This is a genomic window from Allobosea sp. TAF32, from assembly GCF_052113585.1.
GTDB lineage: Bacteria > Pseudomonadota > Alphaproteobacteria > Rhizobiales > Beijerinckiaceae > Allobosea.
This window is the reverse complement of sequence record NZ_JBFRDM010000003.1, coordinates 60441-77568: the sequence shown is the minus strand read 5'-3', so window position 1 is coordinate 77568 and position 17128 is coordinate 60441. Positions and strand designations below refer to the sequence as shown.

The following is a 17128-nucleotide window of genomic DNA, read 5'->3' as shown; positions in this document are numbered from 1 at the left end:
CTATTCGTCCGGTCGCCATCAATCTGTCGCAGGGCCCCTGCCAGAATTGCGGCTGATTTCGAGAAGGAGCGACCAGCATGAACCGGGACGAGATCCTGAAGGCACCGTCGATGCCCGTCTTCAGCCCGAGCTACCCGCATCCGCCGAACCGCTTCATCAAGCGGGAATATCTGATCATCACCTACGAGACGGACCCTGAGATCATCCGCGCCGCGTTGCCGGAGCCGCTCGAGCCGGCCCCGGGCAACCTCGTCTATTACGAGTGGATGAAGATGCCGGATTCCTCCGGCTTCGGGTCCTATGAGGAGAGCGGCACCGGGATCTATGCCAGCTACAAGGGACAGCCCTGCAATTTCTCCGTGCAGATGTATCTCGACGACGAACCGCCCATCACCGGCGGACGGGAGATCTGGGGCTTCCCCAAGAAGTATGGCGTGCCGCGCCTCGGCGTGATGAAGGACACCCTGACCGGAACGCTGCACTATGACGGCGAGCGCGTCGCAATGGGCACGATGACCTACAAGCATCGCAGCCTCGAAGATCAGCTCGACAAGGTGCGCGACGGCATCGCTGGCCTGAACATCAACCTGAAGCTGCTGCCCGATGTCGATGGCGCACCGAAGGTAGCGCAGCTCGTCGGCTACAATCTCACGGACATCACGGTCCATGGCGCCTGGGAGGGCGAGGCGCGGTTGCATCTCATCCCTCATATCAATTGCCGGGTCGCCGACTTCCCGGTGCGGAGAATCGTGCGCGCTCGTCACCAGCTCGTCGATTTCACGCTGCCTTTCGGCCGGGTTCTGCACGACTACCTCGCATAGCACCCGCGCGTTTCGGCTTCAGGCGAACCCACCCAGGAACGCATCGAGGCAGTCGCCGATCGCCTCGATCGCATAGCCGCCTTCCTGCACAACAAGCGTCGGCAGACCGAGCGCCTTCACCTGCCGGCCGATGGCGCCGAAATCGGAGGCTTCAAGCCTGAGGACGCCGATCGGGTCGTCCTTATGGGCGTCGTAGCCGAGCGCGATCACCAGCACCTCGGCGCCGAAATCGCGGATCGCCTTGCCGGCCCTGTCGACAGCAGCCTGCATCTCGGCTCCGCCCGCGCCATGGGCGAGCGGCAGGTTGAGGTTGAAGCCCTCGCCCGGCCCGTTGCCGCGCTCGTCGTCATAGCCGGTGAAGAACGGGTAGTAGTTAGACGGATCGGCATGGACCGAGATCGTGAGCACGTCGCTACGGCGGTAGAAGATCTGCTGCGTGCCGTCGCCATGATGGGCGTCGACATCGAGGATCGCGACCTTGCCGAATTTGGAGCGCAGGCGCTGGGCGGCGATCGCGGTGTTGTTGAGATAGCAGAAGCCGGTGGCGCGATCGGCGCGGGCGTGATGGCCGGACGGGCGGCAGAGCGAGTAGACGGCGCGCTCGCCGGCGAGGATCGCATCGGCCGCAGAGACTGCGGTCTCGGACGAACGCAGCGTCGAATGCCAGCAATGCTCGCCGATCGGCACTGAGAGATCACCGAGATACCAGCCGAGCTGACCGATGAAGCCGGTGGGGCGGCAGGGCGGACGGACATCCTCGTCCGGGCGGCCGCTCCAATAGGGGAAGGTGCTCGGCCAGACTTCCGGCCCGCGCTCGGCCGGCAGGTCCTGCCAGCGCGCCCAGGCGGTTTCGAGGAAATTGACGAAGCCGGCATCATGGATCGCCAGGATCGGGTCCGTGCCATGCGCCGCCGGATGCTCCGGCTTGATGCCATGCTTCGCCAGCGCACCGAGAAGCCGGTCCGTCCGCTCGGGCAGGTCCTTGGGCGCAACGACCTTGCCGAAGCGCATATATTGCTGCGGATCGTGAAGGGCTTGATCGGGATGGTAGAAGGCACGCATCAGGCGAAAAATCCTCGTCAGGCAGCGAGGCGATCAGCCGGCCCCGCACCGGAATGCTAGCAATGACGGCGACGCCGGTCAGCTACGTCGATGCCGCCCGCCCCTGCGTGGCGGGCGGAGCGGGCCTTACGCCAAGGGCGAGAGCAGCGCCGCGAATTCGCGCGCCAGCGCATCGATCTCGAAGCGTTCGGGCCGGTACCAATCGGTGGAACCGTTGAGCGCGCCGAGCAGGAAATTGCGCAGGACGTCCGGCGCGCGCTCCCGCGGCAGGGCGCCGGCCTGCTGCAGCTCCCCGATCAGCCGGCGCCAGACATCTTCATAGGCGCGCCGCACGGCCCGCACGCTCTCCGGCGCCGGCGCGGCGCCGAAGTTGAATACCTTGATGCTGGCGCTGGTGTAGTCGCCGTGGCCGTGCAGCGCCGCAAGATGGCCGCGGATTGCCGCCTCCAGCCGCTGGCGCGGGTTTGCACCTTCGGTCGCGGCGAGCGCGGCGACTACGCCCTCGTGGACGAAGCGGACGCCGTCGTTGACCACCGCCTCGACGATCTCCTCCTTCGAGGCGAAATGGTAATAGAGGCTCGCCTTGCGGATGCCGACTGCCTCCGCGATCTCCCGCAACGTGGTCTGATAATAGCCGCCATTGCGCAGGAGCCGCGCGGCATGGTCGAGGATTTGCCGGCGCGAGCCGCCTTCGGTGTCGCGCTGGCTGCGGTCGGCGGCGACAGTCATGCGCAGCGCCCCGCGTCATTCTCGGGCGAAGCGAAGCGCAGACCCGAGAATCTCCGGCATGAGATGCTCGGGTCAGGCCCGAGCATGACGCTTGAAGGGGCGCGCAAACGTATCACAGCCGCTTCGCCACCTCTTCGAGCATCACCTCGGTGGCGCCGCCGCCGATGGACTGCACGCGGGCGTCGCGGGTCATGCGCTCGATGGCGCTCTCGCGCATGTAACCCATGCCGCCGTGGAACTGCAGGCAATCGTACATGACTTCGTTGACCAACTCGCCGCAATAGGCCTTGACCATCGAGACCTCGCGGGTGGCGTCGAAGCCCTGCGCGTCGAGCCAGGCGGCGTGGTAGACGAGCTGGCGGCCAGCCTCGACCTTGCTCGCCAGTTCCGCGAGACGCTGGCGGATCGCCTGCTTCTCCCAGAGCGGTGCGCCGAAGGCTTTTCGCGTCTTCACATAATCCAGCGTGAGATCGATAGCGGCCTGCGACTCGCCGATCGCCATCGCGCCGATCACGGTGCGCTCGTTCTGGAAGTTGCTCATGATCGCGTAGAAGCCGCGCCCCTCCTGCCCGAGCAGGTTCTCGGCCGGTATGCGGCAATCGACAAAGGAAAGCTCGGCGGTATCCGAGGAGCGCCAGCCATGCTTGTCGAGCGCGCGTGAGACGGAAAAGCCCGGCGTGCCCTTCTCGACGAGGAAGATCGAGACCGATTGCGAGGGCTTAGCCGCCGGATCGGTCTTGGCGGCGACGCAGTAGAGATCCGCGTAGACGCCGTTGGTGATGAACATCTTCGCGCCGTTGAGCACGTAATGGTCGCCCTCGCGCCGCGCCGTGGTGCGGATGCCCTTCACGTCCGAACCTGCATCAGGCTCGGTTACGGCGACCGCGCCGATCTTCTCGCCGGCGATGATGGCCGGCAGATATTTGTCCCGCTGCGCCTTGCTACCGGCATTGGCGATGTGGACCGATGCCATGTCGGTGTGAACCAGCGCGGTGATGGCGACGCCCGAGAAGGTCGAGCGGCCCAGCTCCTCCGCCAGCACGACCGTCGCCAGCGTGTCCATCTCGGAGCCGCCATATTCGGCGGGATAGCGGATGCCGAAGAAGCCGAGCTCGCCCATGCGGCGCAGCACGGCGCGCGGGACGAAGCCGTCCTCCTCCCATTTCAGCGCATGCGGCTTGATCTCGGTCTCGACGAAGCGGCGGACCTGATCGCGCAGCGCCTCGTGCTCCTCGGTAAAGTACGGCGAGCGGCGCACGCCCTCGCCTGCAAGCGTCTCGACGGCCGACATGGCTTCCTCCTGCTTGACCGCGGCGCCGCGATCTGACTACCTACCGGACGGTAGGTGAATGTTGCGGCGAGATCAAGACGCCCATTCTACCTGCGAGCCCTCATCCTGAGGAGCGCCGAGGGCGCGTCTCGAAGGTTGCTCCAGACGGCTCCGACGCGCACTGGAGCATCCTTCGAGACGCCGCGTTCCGCGGCGCCTCAGGATGAGGGCTGAGGAAACGATCGCGGAAGAGGCACATGGCGCAGACCGATCCGGGCATCTCCACCACCCCTCCCCCGCTCTCGTCCATGCTGGAGATGCTGCGCCAGCGCCACGGCCTCGTCGCAGAAGGCGGCGGCGAGAAGCTGCGCGCCCGCCACGAGGCGCGCGGCAAGATCATGGTGCGCGCGCGAATCGACCTCCTGCTCGATCCGCAAACGCCCTTTCTCGAACTCTCGCCGCTCGCCGCCTGGGGGCTCTACGGCAACGAAGTGCCGGGCGCCGGCATCGTCACCGGCATCGGCGTCGTGCAAGGCCGCGCCTGCATGCTGATCGCCAACGACGCGACGGTGAAGGGCGGCTCCTTCTTCGCCGAGACCGTCCGCAAGCATCTGCGGGCGCAGGAGATCGCGGAGGAGCATCGCCTGCCCTGTCTCTACCTCGTCGATTGCGGCGGCGCCTTCCTGCCGGAGCAGGACCGCGTCTTCCCCGACCGAGACCATTTCGGCGGCTCCTTCTACAACCAGTGCCGGATGTCGGCGGCTGGCATCCCACAGATATCGATCGTCTTCGGCGGCGCGACCGCCGGCGGCGCCTATATCCCGGCGCTCTCCGACCAGGTCATCATGGTCAAGGGCACCGGCCGCATCCATCTCGGCGGGCCGCCGATCGTGAAGGCGGCCGTGCACGAGATCGTCGATGGCGAGACGCTGGGCGGGGCGGAGATGCACACGCTGGTCTCCGGCGTCAGCGACCATCTCGTCGAAACGGAGATGGAAGGGCTGGCGAAGCTGCGCGAGATCGTCGGGGCGCTCGGCGAAATCGGCCGCATCACGCCGCCCCCGCAGGCTCCCGCCGCTCCGAAGCTCGATCCGGCTGAGATCGTCGACATCGTGCCTACCGATCTGCGCCGACCCTATGACGTCCGCGAGGTCATCGCCCGCGTGGTCGATGACAGCGCCTTCAGCGCCTTCAAGCCGGATTACGGCGCGACCCTCGTCACCGGCTTCGCCCATATCCACGGCTATCCCGTGGGCATCCTTGCCAATAACGGCGTCCTGTTCTCGGAGAGCGCGGTCAAGGGCGCGCATTTCATCGAGCTCTGCGACCAGCGCCAGATTCCGCTCCTCTTCCTGCAGAACATCACCGGCTTCATGGTCGGCACCGAGGCTGAGCGCGGTGGCATCGCCAAGCATTCGGCCAAGCTCGTCTATGCCGTCTCGAATGCGCGTGTGCCGAAATACACCGTGCTGATCGGCGGCTCCTACGGCGCCGGCAATTACGGCATGTGCGGGCGAGGTTTTAGGCCCCGCTTCCTGTTCTCCTGGCCCAATGCCCGCATCGCGACGATGAGCCCGGAGGTCGCCGCGACCGTGGTGACGGAATTGCGCCGGCAATCGCTCAAGGGCGCCGCGGACGAAGCAGCCGTCGCCGAACTCGACAAGCGCACCCGCGCGCAGTTCGAGGAGCAGAGCGACCCCTATTACGCCACCGCCCGGCTCTGGGACGACGGTATCATCGAGCCCGAGCAGACGCGCGACGTGCTCGGCCTCTGCCTCGCACTGTCGGCTGGCGAAGCGCGCGATACCGGCCCCCGGCCGGTCTACCGGATGTGAGCGGCGCCATGTTCGACACTCTCCTCATCGCCAATCGCGGCGAGATCGCCTGCCGCATCATCCGCACCTCCCGCAAGCTCGGCATCCGCACCGTCGCGGTCTATTCCGACGCCGACAAGGAGGCGCTGCATGTCCGGCTCGCGGACACGGCCGTGCACATCGGCCCCGCCCCGGCGCGCGATTCCTATCTGCGCGCCGACCGCATCATCGCAGCCGCGCTCAAGACAGGCGCACAGGCGATCCATCCGGGCTACGGCTTCCTGTCGGAACGGCTGGACCTGATCGCCGCCTGCGAGGCGAACGGCATCGCCTTCGTCGGTCCCTCCGCCCAAGCCATCGAGGCAATGGGCGACAAGATCCGATCCAAGCAGATCGCCCGCGACGCCGGTGTGCCCGGCGTTCCCGGCTATGACGGCGCCGACCAGTCGCCCGAGGCGCTGAAGCGCGCGGCGCTGCGCATCGGCCTGCCGGTGATGGTCAAGGCTTCCGCCGGCGGCGGCGGCAAGGGTATCCGCAAGGTCGAGAACGAAGCCGAGCTGGACGGCGCCATCGCCACCGCCAGCCGCGAGGCCGAAGCCGCCTTCGGCGATGGGCGCCTGCTGATCGAGAAATTCGTGACGCGCCCGCGCCATGTCGAGGTGCAGGTCGCAGGCGACAAGCACGGCAACATCGTCCACCTCTTCGAGCGCGACTGCTCGGTGCAGCGCTCCAACCAGAAGCTGCTGGAAGAGGCGCCGGCGCCCAACCTCAAGCCGGAGGCGCGCGCCGCGCTGCACGAGCATGCACTGAAGCTTTCTCGCGCCATCGCCTACGACAATCTCGGCACGGTCGAGTTTCTGGTCGATGCCGCGACGCAGGAGGTGTTCTTCCTCGAGATGAATACGCGGTTGCAGGTCGAGCATCCCGTAACGGAGGCGATCACCGGGCTCGATCTCGTCGAATGGCAGATCCGCATCGCGGCCGGCGAAAAACTGCCGCGCAGCCAAGAGGAGATCACCTGCACCGGCCACGCCATCGAGGCACGGCTGACTGCCGAACGGGCCGATAAAGGGTTCCGCCCCGACACCGGCACGATCGCGCTCTGGCGCGAGCCGGCAGGGTTGCGCGTCGACAGCGGCGTCGGGACAGGCAGCGCCGTGTCGCCCTTCTACGACTCGATGCTCGCCAAGGTCATCGCCCATGGGCCGGACCGGGATGCGGCGCGGCGTCGCCTGGCCGATGGCCTGGACCGCATGACGGTATTCGGGCCCGCGACGATCCGGCCTTTCCTCGTCGATGCGCTGAGACAGCCGGTGTTCGCGCGCGGCGAGGCCACGACATTGTTCATCGGCGAGACCTGGCCCGCAGGCTGGCAAGCTTCGGGCGACGACTCCGCGGAACAGGACGCGGTCGCAGCGGCGATCTGGCTTACGGCTCGAGGCAATGCTGCGGCCGGGCCATGGAGGACGCTGAAAGGCTTTCGACTGCTCGCTTCGGCCGGCAAGCCCGGTGCCTGCCATCTCGCACTGACCTCGGGCGGCGAGACCCGCCGGTTGCGGGCGGACGGGACAGATGAGGGCATTCTCGTCACGACCGATCACCGGCAGGTCGAGGTTGCCGTGGCGGCAGCTGGCGCGACGCGTTACACGCTTCTGCTCGATGGCGGGCGCCTGTCCGTCGACGCGGTGCCGGATCGCTCCGGCATCTTCCTGCGCCATGGCAGCTTCGAAGGGCGCATCGAGATCGCGCTCGCGGTTGAGGCAGCGGCCGCCGCCCGCGCCGCACAGGGGCAGACCGGCGATTCCGTTCGCGCCACCATGCCGGGAACGGTCGCCGCCATCCATGTCGCCGAAGGCGACAGCATCGCCGCCGGCCAGGTCGTGGCCGTGCTGGAATCGATGAAGCTCTTCATGGAGTTGAAGAGTCCGGCGGCGGGAACGGTCGCGCGGATCGCCAGCCGGCCGGGGGCGACGGCAGCGGCTGGCGAGCTCCTGATCGCCATCGCGCCCTCACCGTGACCGCGAAAGGCACTGGATCGCGGCCGCAGGCCGCAAAGCCGCCGCCTTATCCTGCTTTCCTGAGCCGGCCAAAAGCAGGTCATATCAGCGTCCGTTCATTGTACCCCGGCTAGGAGGAAACGAATCGCCTTGCCGTGCCCGAGTGTCGGCGAGGAAACCGAAAGGAAAGACCATGTTGCGGCGTCAGTTCACGGTCTCGGCTCTCGCCTGCGCCGTCCTGCTCTGCGCGATCCCGGCCAAGGCTCAGTATTACGGCGGACCCTATCGCAACGGGCCGTCCTACGAAGACGACGAGGACGATCGTCCGCCGCCGCCACGCTATTACCGCCGCGATTATGGCTATGAGCGCCCATATTATCGGCCGCGCTACGGCAATATGTGCGTCACCGGCCGGGGCGATTGCCCGACACCGCCGCTGCCCTACGGCTCCGGCTGCGGCTGCAATATCCCCGGCTTCGGCACCAAGCGCGGCATCGTGCAGTAATCGCCGCTCAGATCCGGCGCGCGCTTTCCGTCCCGAGATAGCAGATGCCCTCGCCGGGCTTGGCCTTGGGATTGGGGAAGATGATGAAGCCGTCGCGCGGCATCGTCACGACCGTGCCATCGGCGCGGCGGGCGATCGGCGTGCCCTTGGCGACGCGCTCGCCGGTCTTCCAGGCGCCCTCGACACGGTCGCCCTCGGCCTCGCAGATGACGAGGTCATCCATGTGGACGACGACCCGCTTCTGTGGCGCCGGCGGCGGCTCGTCCGTCAGACCGACATGGGCGAGCGCGTTGCGGATCGCAGCATAGCCGACATCGACCGAAGCCGGGTCCTCATGGCGGCCGCATTCGAGCGTCACGCCATAGCCGCCGGCGAAACGCATGAACTCGGTGGTGCCAAAGCCTTCGGTCACGGCCAGCCGCGGCAGGTTCAGCTTCTCGCGAGCGGCAATCAGCCGGACATAGATGTCGAGCCAGCCATGGATCATCAGGTCAACGCCGAGGCAGGCGGCGAAGGCGGCTTCGGCTGCGCCATGGCGGAAAGGCTCGAGATCGCCGCGATTATCGTCCGGCCCGAAGAAGACGAAGGGCACGCCCTCCCCTGTGAAGGAATGGACGTCGAGCAGCATGTCGTGCTGACGCAGAATGGCGGAGAGGCGGTTGCCGATCCGGTCCTCATTGTCATCAGGCTGCGGCCGCTCGCGCAGGTCGCGGTTGAGGTTGCGATCGCCCTCGCGCGTATTCTGCCGATAGGCCTTGGGATTGGCGACCGGTAGGAAGGTGACCTCACCGCGCTGGATCGCGACGCGGCCGGCCCGGCAATCCTCGATCACGCGGGCGATGGCATTGGGCCCACAGGTCTCGTTGCCATGGACGGCACCCAGGACAAGGAGCTTAGGCCCCGCCTTCAGCCCATGGAAGCGGACGGTTTCGAGCGGCGGATCAATCAGGTCTGGAGTCGTCATGGGTCTGCTGTCAGGCTTTGCGGAGCTGCGAATGCGGATCGAGGATATCGCGCAGGCCGTCCCCTAGCAGGTTGAGGCCGAGCACGGTCAGAAAAATCGCAAGACCGGGAAAGATCGAGATCCAGGGCGCGGTCGAGATCTGGTCGCGCGCATCCGAGAGCATGCTGCCCCAGCTCGGGAAGGGCGGGCGGATGCCGAGGCCGAGGAAGGAGAGCGAGGCCTCCGCCAGCACCGCGCCGCCCATGCCGAGCGTGCCGATGACGATGATCGGGCCGGCGATGTTCGGCAGGATCTGCGTCAACATGATGCGGAAGGTGCCGTAACCGAGCGAACGGGCGGCCTCGACATATCCCAGCTGTTTGACCGAAAGGGTCGCAGCGCGGGTCAAGCGGCAGGTGAAGGACCAGTTGGTCAGGCCCAGCGCGATCAGCAGGCTGGTGAGGCCGGGATTGAGGATCGCCATGATCGCCAGCGCGAAGATCAGCGAGGGAATGGCGAGCATCATGTTTGTGAGGCCGCTGACGAAATCGTCCCACCAGCCGCCCCAATAGGCGGCGGAAAGGCCGAGCGCGACGCCGATCACCGTATTGATCAGTTGCGAGACGATGCCGACCGTCAGCGAGATGCGGGCGCCATAGAGCACGCGGCTATAGATGTCGCGGCCCTGCGCATCGGTGCCGAACCAGAACTCCGAGCCCGGCGGGATCTCGGCATTCATCAAATTGGCGTCCATGACGGGATCGGTGTGGGCGAACCAGGGCGCGAAGACGCCGCCGGCCACGACGAGCGCGAAACAGGCGCCGCCGATCCAGAGATTGGCACGGAACTTCATCGGCGGGGACCTAGCTGTATTTGATGCGCGGATCGACGATGGCGCAGAGCACGTCGACGGCGATGTTCACGACGAGGAAGAAGAGCACGATCGTCAGGATGCAGCCCTGCACGACCGGGATGTCGCGCCAGGTCACGCTGTCGACCAGCAGCGAGCCGAGGCCCGGCCAGGCGAACAGCTTTTCGACGACGACCGCCTGGCCCAGAACCGAGCCGAACTGCAGGCCGAGCGTGGTCAGCACGATGACGAGCGCGTTGCGGGCGACGTGCCAGCGCATGACGCGGAAGGAGCTCGCGCCCTTGGCGCGGGCGGTGCGGACGAAATCGGCATGCATGATCTCCAGCACGGCGGCGCGCGATGTCCGCGCCAGCAGGGCCAGCGGCGAGACGCCGAGCGCGATCGCCGGCAGCACGATGTAACGCGGATCGCCATCGCCATAGCCGAAACTCGGGAACCAACCGAGCGTCAGCGCGAAGCCGTACATTAGCAGGAGGCCGAGCCAGAACATCGGCAGCGACAAGCCCGAGACCGCTAAGACCATGGAGAGCATATCGACCCAGCTTCCCGGCTTCAGCGCAGCGAAGAAGCCGAGCGGCACGCCGATGACGATGGCGAAGAGCATGGCTCCGAGCGCGAGCTGAAGGCTCGGCCAGAGTCGCTCGCCGATCTGGTTGATCACCGGCTGGCGGGTGCGGAAGGAATCACCGAGATCGAAGGTGGCGAGGCCGCCGACATATTTCGCGAAACGCAGCGGCAGCGGATCGTTGAGGCCGAACTGCTGGTTCATGCGCGCGATGGTTTCGGCGTCGATATTGCTGCGCCCGTCAGCCATCTGGCTGGTGGCGAAACTGCCGGGAATGACGCTGAACAGCACGAAGATCAGCGCCGCGACTGCAAGCAGGATCGGGATCGCCTGCAACAGGCGACGCGAGACATAAGGCAACATGACGAGGGCTCCTGAAGCCGCTGTGCAGGGCGTCGCTACCGACGCTCGAATGCGGACAAGCTAACGCCGCCGCGCTGTCGCGCGACGGCGTCAGCTCAGGACGGTTTACTTCGCCGCCGGCGAGGTGGCGTCGACCCAGAGATCCTCGTAGCGCTGCAGCGCGAGCTCGGTCGCGTTCGGCTGGAGGCCGTGCAGCCAGGGCTGATAAGCCATGACCGCCTTGTTGTAGTTGAAGAACCAGACCGGGGCCTCGTCCTGCAGCATGGCATTGGCCTTCTTCAGCAGCTCCAGCTGCTTGGCCGGATCGTTCTCAGCCGAGGCGTCGTCGATCAGCTTGTCATAGGCCGCGTTCTTGAAGGTGGTGTAGTTGCAGGACGAACGCGGCGTCGCGGAGTGGAAGCACTTGAGCTGGGACAGCGCATCCGGGCCGGAGGTGTTCGACCAGATGAAGGCCTGGAAGTCACCGCCCACGACGACGCCGCCAAGCGCCGAGGTCTCGACCGGCTTGACCTTCACCTTGATGCCTACCTTGGCGAGCATCGGGATCGTCGCCTCGACGATCGGGATGCCCCAGCTCTCGTTCGGCGTCGCGGTCCATTCGAACTCGAAGCCATCGGGGTAGCCAGCCTCGGCCAGGAGCTTCTTGGCCTTCTCCGGGTCATAGGCGTAGGGCTTCGCATCCTTGTCGAAGCCCGGCACGGAGATCGGCAGCCAGCTCACCGCGCGATAGGCCTTGTCGCGGACGAGGCGCTTGATGATCAGGTCGCTGTCGATCGCGTAGTTGATCGCCTGGCGCACGCGCTTGTCGGAGAAGGGCTTGAAGGAGGGGTTCATGCCCATGTTGCGGGTGAAGACCTCCGCAACCTCGAGAATGCCCTTCGAGAGATTGGCATCGGCCTTGTAGGCGACATACTGGGTCGAGCCCAGGATCGAGACGTCGATCTCCTTGTTGCGGAAGGCGACGTCACGCGCGGCAGCCTCGCCCATCGGCGAAATCACCAGCTTGTCGGCATAGGGCTTCCCCGCCTTGTAGTATTTCTCCCAGCGCTCGAAGACCATGCGCGAGCCGGGAACATGCTCGACGAACTTGAACGGGCCGAGGCCGATCGGCTTGTTGAAGAAGTCCGGCGCCTGCGCCTCTTTGGCCGGCAGGATCGCGGTCATCGCGCTGTAGAACAGGAAGCCCGGATTGGTCTTGTCGGTCAGCGTCATCTCGATCGTGGAATCGTCGATCTTCTTGAGGCCCGAGATTTCCTTGGCCTGGCCCTTCTGGACCTCGACCGCCCCCCTGATGCGCGAGACGTAGCGCGCGCCGGGGTAGTTCTTCGTGCCGTCCATGATCCGGTTATAGGACCAGATGATGTCGTCGGCCGTCATCTTGCGGCCGTTATGGAACAGGGCATCGTCGCGCAGCTTGAAGGTGTAGGTCAGCCCGTCCGGCGAGACCGTGGCGCTCTTGGCGAGCTCCAGCTCCGGCTTGCCGGCATTCGCGTCCCAGCGATAGAGCATCCCGTGCAGTGCATAGCCGTAGATCTCGTCCTGGATCTGGTTCGAGACGTGGCTGTCATTGCTGACGAAGGACGCGCCATAGGGCGCGGTGAAGCGGATCGTCCCGCCGCGGCGCGGCTCCTGGGCCTGCGCCGAGATGGTAAAGGCCGCCAGCGTCAGCGCGGTCGCAAAGGCCAATTTCTTCAACAACACGATCATTCCTCCCGTTTTCGATTTTGCTCCGGCTGGTCCGGAGTTGTTTGCTTCCAAGTGGAACCATAACGGCTTTGCCGCGCTTGTCTTCCCCTGCGCGGTCAAAGCCGGCCTCAAGCCCGCTCGTAGACGACCTCGCCGCCCAGAATGGTGAGATCGCAGTGCGTGTCCTTGAGAATATCCGCCGGATCGGCCGTAAGCAGATTGCGCGAGAACACCGCGACATCGGCGAGGAAGCCCGGCGCCAGCCGCCCCTTTACGGCTTCCTGCTTCTGCGAGAAGGCGCCGTACTCGGTGTAGGCCTGCAGGGCCTCCTCGATCGAGACGCGCTGGCTTTCATCCATCACCGTGCCCTTCCAGGTCTGCCGGGTCAGCATGGTGTGGAAATTCGGGAAGGGGTTGGGGTCGCAGACCGGCGCGTCGCTGCCCGTCGCCGGCTTCAGACCGAGATCGAACCAGGTGCGGAAGGGGTAGCTCGGCAGCGCCCGCTCCGGCCCGAGCACCTTGACGTAAGCATCGCCGAAATCATGGATGAAGACCTGCTGCGGGCAGGGATAGATGCCGGCCTTGACCATGCGCTCATGCTGGGCCGGCGTCGAGAAGCCGCAATGCTCGATGCGGTGCCGTCGATCCAGATCGGGATAGGCCGCGAGCGCCTTCTCATAGGCGGTGATGAGCTGCTCGATAGCGGCATCGCCGATCGCGTGGCAGGCGAGCTGGTAGCCCTTCTTGTGGGCGTCGAGCACCATGCGTTCCAACTCCGCATCGTCCCACATCCAGACGCCGGTGGTCTTGTCCTCGCCGAGATAGGGCTCGGTCATCCAGGCGGTGCGCCCACCCGCCGAACCGTCGAGGAAGAGCTTGACCGCGCCGATCATCAGCATGTCGTCGCCAGTGCCGGAGATCAGCCCTGCCTCGTAGCAATCAGGCACGATCGAGCGGCCGTCGTCGCCGAGCAGGGTCAGCCAGGTGCGCATCGGCAGACGGCCGTCGCGCTTGGCGCGGTGGTAAGCCGCTATCTCGCCGAAGCCGCCCTTCTGGCCGACGGCGGCGTCCATGCAACTGGTGATGCCGAGCGAGAGCAGGTAGCGGCCGCCGCGCTCGATGCCGGCGATGATATCCTCCTCGGTCGCCGCGGGGATCGCGGCCTGCACTGGCGCGCGCGCGTTCTCGGCGAGCAGGCCGGTCAGGCGGCCATTCTGCTGTTCGATCAGGCCGCCCTGCGGCGTCGGCGACTTCTCGTCGATGCCGCCGAGCCGGAGCGCCTCGGAATTGCAGATCGCGATGTGGCCGCAGGTGCGCACGAGCATCACCGGGTTGTTCGGCGCAGCGCGGTCGAGCTCTTCGCGATAGGGGTGGCGGCCGGTGTCGAGCTTGGTCTGATCGTAGCCGCGCGAGAGGATCCATTCGCCCGGCTTCAGCGTCGCAGCACGCGCGGAGATCGCGCCCAGCAGCGCCTCCAGCGTCGGCGCGGCCTCCGGCTTGGAATTGACCCAGCCCATGGTCATGCCGAGCGAGACGAGATGCAGATGCGAATCGTTGAGACCCGGCGTCGCCAGGCGGCCCTTCAAATCGATCACCCGCGTCTTCGGGCCGACGAGCGGGGCGATCTCGGCATCGCCGCCGGCCGCGAGCACCCTGCCCTGCCAGATCGCCAGCGCCTCGACGACACCATCGTCGCGCCCGCACCAGATCGGCCCGTTGCGCAGCACGATATCGGCCTGAACCGCCATGGTTTTCTCCTGCATTTACTGTCTTCGCCGGCGCTTTGCGGCCGGGCTTCAGATGTCGTCGAGCGGGAAGATCGGCCGGCGCACCTTGCGGTAAGGCCGCTCCTTGAAATTGCGCGTCGAGATCGCGCCGGTATCGACTTCCAGCACCTCGCGCGCGATCGGCTCGAATGCGGCGCGGAAGTGCTGCATCGACTTGACGATCACCGTCGATTTTCGCGTCGGATCGACGCCGAGCGAGGTGAACTGGGCAAGATCGGTCGCCTGGCCGTTATGGGTGATGACGATGATCTCGACATCGTCGACGCGCAGCAGGGCCGAGAGCCCGTAATTGCGCCAGATGCCGCCGGCCATCGGGCCGTAGCACATGAAGTATCCGTCGGTCAGCGCGACGACGTGAGCGTCGAGATCGAGCGGCCCGCCGCCCATGCTGGGATCGACCTTGCCGCCGAGCTTGATCCGGCCACGCTTGCCGACGCCGATTGCCTGCGCAGCGAGCGCCGCTTCGGGGTCGCAGATCGCGTGGAAGCCGACATTCCTGAGCTTCGCGTCGAGGATCGCGCGCAGCAGGTTGGTGGCGTCGCCATAGGCGCCGGAGCCGGGATTGTCGGAGTAGTCCGAGATCACCACAGGCTTGTAGCCGGGCTTGCCGGTATCGGCCTCGCCGGCCTTGGCACGGGCCATGGCCTCGGCGAGCGGCGTGAAATGGATGGAGGAGAAGCGGCGCTGCTCCCAGGCATAGTCCATCAGCTCTTCGGCGATGGCCTGCGCCTTGCCGCGATCATCGGCCGTGACCGCGATCGAGGGGCCGATATCGTGCACGTCGGCCGAGGAGAAGCCAGCCTGAACGCTGACGACCAGCGCATCGCCGGAGGCTTCCAGCGCGTCACCACGGCGCAGCAACTCCAGGAAGGGCGGCGAGGTGGTGCGCCCGCCATCGAGCGCATAGAGGATCGGGCGCCGGGCGAGTGCGACCTTGGGCCTGATCTCGCCCTTCATCGCGCGCTCGAGCAGCTCCGCTGCCTGCCAGGTCCGCTCGTATTGGTCGATATGCGGATAGGTGCGGTAGGAAATCAGCGCATTGGCGTTGTCGGCCATGAGCTGGGTGACCGTGGCGTGCAGGTCGAGCACGGCGACGACCGGCACGTCCGGGCCGATTCGCTTGCGCAGCCGCGCCAGCAATTCGCCCTCGCCATCATCGGAGCTTTCGGTCGCCATCGCACCGTGGAGATGCAGCAGCACGCCGTCGACGCCATCGGCAGCATTGACGATATGGCCGGCGAAGACGTCGAAGGCGGCATCGGTGACGCGGCCCGAGGGATTGGCGCCGGTCACCAGCGGATGGGTCAGGCTCCAGCCGAACTTGTCGGCAGCCTCGAAGGCAGCCCCCATCGAGGTTCGGGTACCGCGGAAAGCCTCGGGGATTTCGTTACCCAGAAAAGCGCCATGCGCCCGGAAAGTGGCTTCGTCCGTGAGCTGAACACTGAAGGTGTTCGTCTCATGCATGAACTCGGCAATCAGCACGCGACGCGTCATTCTCTCCCTCTTCGTCTTGTTCAAATTTTTTGACAGTTTTGGCGAGGCGTCTTCGCAACGCCACTGATTTCCGCGCATGCACCCCCTCGAATGAGGGCGCTTGTCGAAATGTGGTGAATATGCTGAACTCGGCGGAACCAAGTCGGTGTCGGCGCATTTCCGCAGCAGTGATCTGCGAGTCCACGCCATGCCGGTCTCCCCGCAAGCTAGACGACAGCCCGCCAAGACACGACTGCGGCGCGTTTCGTCCGACGAACTCACGATCCGCCGTGTGCGCCATGGGCGCTTCTTCGGCTATCGCGATGCGGAAGGCGCCAAGATCACGGACGAAGACACGCTGGCCCGGATTCGCTCGCTCGCGATCCCTCCGGCCTATGAGGATGTCCGCATCGCCGCCGATCCGCGAGCGCATCTCCAGGCCATCGGCCATGACGAAGCAGGCCGTGTACAGCATCGCTACCACCCCGAATGGGAGAAGGTGCGCGAACGCCGCAAACTGCAGCAACTGGGCCGGCTGATCGCTGCGCTGCCGAAGCTGCGCGCCCGGATCGCAGCCGACATGCGGGCCCGCACGCTTTCCCATGAGAAAGCTCTCGCCTGCGCTGCGGCGATCATCGACCGCTGCCATCTGCGTGTCGGCAACGAAAGCTATGCGAAGAGCAACGGCAGCCATGGCACCTCGACGCTGCTCAAGCGGCACGTCAGGCTCACAGGCGCGCGTATCGCGCTCCACTTTCGGGGCAAGAGCGGCAAGGATATCGCTTGCGCGGTCGACGACGCCCCGCTCGCACGGGCGCTCGCGCGCATCGCCACATTACCGGGGCGCCGGCTGCTGCAATATCGCCGCGAAGACGGGTCCGTCGCGCCGGTCCATGCGGCCGAGATCAACGCCTATCTGAAGCAGGTCTGCGGCCTCCCGGTCAGCAGCAAGGATCTGCGGATGCTTGCTGCCAACGCCGCGGCGGCGGAACTGCTCCTCTCAGGCGAGACGGTCGCAACCGAGGCCGGACGCAAGCGCCAGCTCGCCGACATCATGCGCGCGATCTCGGAGCGCCTCGTCAACACGCCGGCCGTGGTTCGCAAGAGCTATGTCCACGCCATCGTCATCGAATCCTATGCCAGCGGCCAACTACAGCGCAGCTATGCCAAGGCGCGCGCCCGGGCGGGCTGCTCGCGCATCGAGCGCGCGCTCGGGCTGCTGGCGGCCTGAAGCCAGCGGGA

Annotated in this window: 14 protein-coding genes; 5 read left to right on the top strand and 9 right to left on the bottom strand. The window is 66.2% G+C overall.

All coding sequences use genetic code 11. From position 1 onward, the window contains the following. Positions 1-77 precede the first annotated feature (77 nt). Entirely contained in the window at positions 78-821 is a 744-nt protein-coding gene (locus AB4Z16_RS07900) for an acetoacetate decarboxylase (protein ID WP_441510788.1), read from the top strand. An 18-nt stretch (positions 822-839) separates the two neighbouring features. On the opposite strand, the gene AB4Z16_RS07895 is transcribed toward AB4Z16_RS07900, so the two are convergent. From AB4Z16_RS07895 to AB4Z16_RS07885, 3 genes are all read right to left on the bottom strand, one after another. Next, complete coding sequence (locus AB4Z16_RS07895; protein ID WP_441510787.1) at positions 840-1883, bottom strand: histone deacetylase family protein; 1044 nt, start codon at positions 1881-1883, stop codon at positions 840-842. Between the two features lie 126 nt (positions 1884-2009). Continuing rightward, the gene (locus tag AB4Z16_RS07890) at positions 2010-2612 is read right to left on the bottom strand and encodes a TetR/AcrR family transcriptional regulator (RefSeq protein WP_441510786.1); all 603 of its coding nucleotides are present in this window, start codon (positions 2610-2612) and stop codon (positions 2010-2012) included. A 112-nt stretch (positions 2613-2724) separates the two neighbouring features. Further along, positions 2725-3903: an acyl-CoA dehydrogenase family protein gene (locus AB4Z16_RS07885; RefSeq protein ID WP_441510785.1), complete on the bottom strand. Its 1179-nt coding sequence runs from the start codon at positions 3901-3903 to the stop codon at positions 2725-2727. Between the two features lie 236 nt (positions 3904-4139). On the opposite strand from AB4Z16_RS07885, the gene AB4Z16_RS07880 reads away from it, so the two are divergent. From AB4Z16_RS07880 to AB4Z16_RS07870, 3 genes are all read left to right on the top strand, one after another. Next, a complete protein-coding gene (locus tag AB4Z16_RS07880; protein ID WP_441510784.1) occupies positions 4140-5717 on the top strand; it encodes an acyl-CoA carboxylase subunit beta in 1578 nt (525 codons plus the stop codon). A gap of 8 nt (positions 5718-5725) precedes the next feature. Beyond that, complete coding sequence (locus tag AB4Z16_RS07875) at positions 5726-7714, top strand: acetyl/propionyl/methylcrotonyl-CoA carboxylase subunit alpha (RefSeq protein WP_441510783.1); 1989 nt, start codon at positions 5726-5728, stop codon at positions 7712-7714. A 172-nt stretch (positions 7715-7886) separates the two neighbouring features. Further along, positions 7887-8198, top strand: a complete 312-nt coding sequence (locus tag AB4Z16_RS07870; protein ID WP_441510782.1) for a hypothetical protein — start codon at positions 7887-7889, stop codon at positions 8196-8198. A 7-nt stretch (positions 8199-8205) separates the two neighbouring features. On the opposite strand, the gene AB4Z16_RS07865 is transcribed toward AB4Z16_RS07870, so the two are convergent. The 6 genes from AB4Z16_RS07865 to AB4Z16_RS07840 all read right to left on the bottom strand — a co-directional run bounded on the left by AB4Z16_RS07865 (position 8206) and on the right by AB4Z16_RS07840 (position 15907). Continuing rightward, positions 8206-9162 carry a succinylglutamate desuccinylase/aspartoacylase family protein gene (locus AB4Z16_RS07865; protein WP_441510781.1) on the bottom strand — a complete coding sequence of 319 codons (957 nt, stop codon included), beginning with the start codon at positions 9160-9162 and terminating at the stop codon, positions 8206-8208. 10 nt (positions 9163-9172) lie between these two features. After that, positions 9173-9994 carry an ABC transporter permease gene (locus AB4Z16_RS07860; RefSeq protein ID WP_441510780.1) on the bottom strand — a complete coding sequence of 274 codons (822 nt, stop codon included), beginning with the start codon at positions 9992-9994 and terminating at the stop codon, positions 9173-9175. 10 nt (positions 9995-10004) lie between these two features. Next, entirely contained in the window at positions 10005-10940 is a 936-nt protein-coding gene (locus tag AB4Z16_RS07855; RefSeq protein ID WP_441510779.1) for an ABC transporter permease, read from the bottom strand. 105 nt (positions 10941-11045) lie between these two features. Then, positions 11046-12635, bottom strand: coding sequence for an ABC transporter substrate-binding protein (locus tag AB4Z16_RS07850; RefSeq protein WP_441511185.1), 1590 nt, complete (start codon positions 12633-12635; stop codon positions 11046-11048). Positions 12636-12754: 119 nt separating this feature from the next. Then, positions 12755-14374 (bottom strand): amidohydrolase, encoded by a 1620-nt coding sequence (locus AB4Z16_RS07845; RefSeq protein WP_441510778.1) that lies wholly within the window; start codon positions 14372-14374, stop codon positions 12755-12757. Positions 14375-14422: 48 nt separating this feature from the next. Continuing rightward, a complete protein-coding gene (locus AB4Z16_RS07840; protein ID WP_441510777.1) occupies positions 14423-15907 on the bottom strand; it encodes a M81 family metallopeptidase in 1485 nt (494 codons plus the stop codon). 145 nt (positions 15908-16052) lie between these two features. On the opposite strand from AB4Z16_RS07840, the gene AB4Z16_RS07835 reads away from it, so the two are divergent. Beyond that, positions 16053-17117 carry a DNA topoisomerase IB gene (locus AB4Z16_RS07835; RefSeq protein WP_441510776.1) on the top strand — a complete coding sequence of 355 codons (1065 nt, stop codon included), beginning with the start codon at positions 16053-16055 and terminating at the stop codon, positions 17115-17117. Positions 17118-17128 lie beyond the last annotated feature (11 nt).

Bases quoted from the DNA above. Each gene is read 5' to 3' on its own strand.
- AB4Z16_RS07900 (WP_441510788.1), top strand. From the start codon at position 78: ATGAACCGGGACGAGATCCTGAAGGCACCGTCGATGCCCGTCTTCAGC.
- AB4Z16_RS07895 (WP_441510787.1), bottom strand. From the start codon at position 1,883: ATGCGTGCCTTCTACCATCCCGATCAAGCCCTTCACGATCCGCAGCAA.
- AB4Z16_RS07890 (WP_441510786.1), bottom strand. From the start codon at position 2,612: ATGACTGTCGCCGCCGACCGCAGCCAGCGCGACACCGAAGGCGGCTCG.
- AB4Z16_RS07885 (WP_441510785.1), bottom strand. From the start codon at position 3,903: ATGTCGGCCGTCGAGACGCTTGCAGGCGAGGGCGTGCGCCGCTCGCCG.
- AB4Z16_RS07880 (WP_441510784.1), top strand. From the start codon at position 4,140: ATGGCGCAGACCGATCCGGGCATCTCCACCACCCCTCCCCCGCTCTCG.
- AB4Z16_RS07875 (WP_441510783.1), top strand. From the start codon at position 5,726: ATGTTCGACACTCTCCTCATCGCCAATCGCGGCGAGATCGCCTGCCGC.
- AB4Z16_RS07870 (WP_441510782.1), top strand. From the start codon at position 7,887: ATGTTGCGGCGTCAGTTCACGGTCTCGGCTCTCGCCTGCGCCGTCCTG.
- AB4Z16_RS07865 (WP_441510781.1), bottom strand. From the start codon at position 9,162: ATGACGACTCCAGACCTGATTGATCCGCCGCTCGAAACCGTCCGCTTC.
- AB4Z16_RS07860 (WP_441510780.1), bottom strand. From the start codon at position 9,994: ATGAAGTTCCGTGCCAATCTCTGGATCGGCGGCGCCTGTTTCGCGCTC.
- AB4Z16_RS07855 (WP_441510779.1), bottom strand. From the start codon at position 10,940: ATGTTGCCTTATGTCTCGCGTCGCCTGTTGCAGGCGATCCCGATCCTG.
- AB4Z16_RS07845 (WP_441510778.1), bottom strand. From the start codon at position 14,374: ATGGCGGTTCAGGCCGATATCGTGCTGCGCAACGGGCCGATCTGGTGC.
- AB4Z16_RS07840 (WP_441510777.1), bottom strand. From the start codon at position 15,907: ATGACGCGTCGCGTGCTGATTGCCGAGTTCATGCATGAGACGAACACC.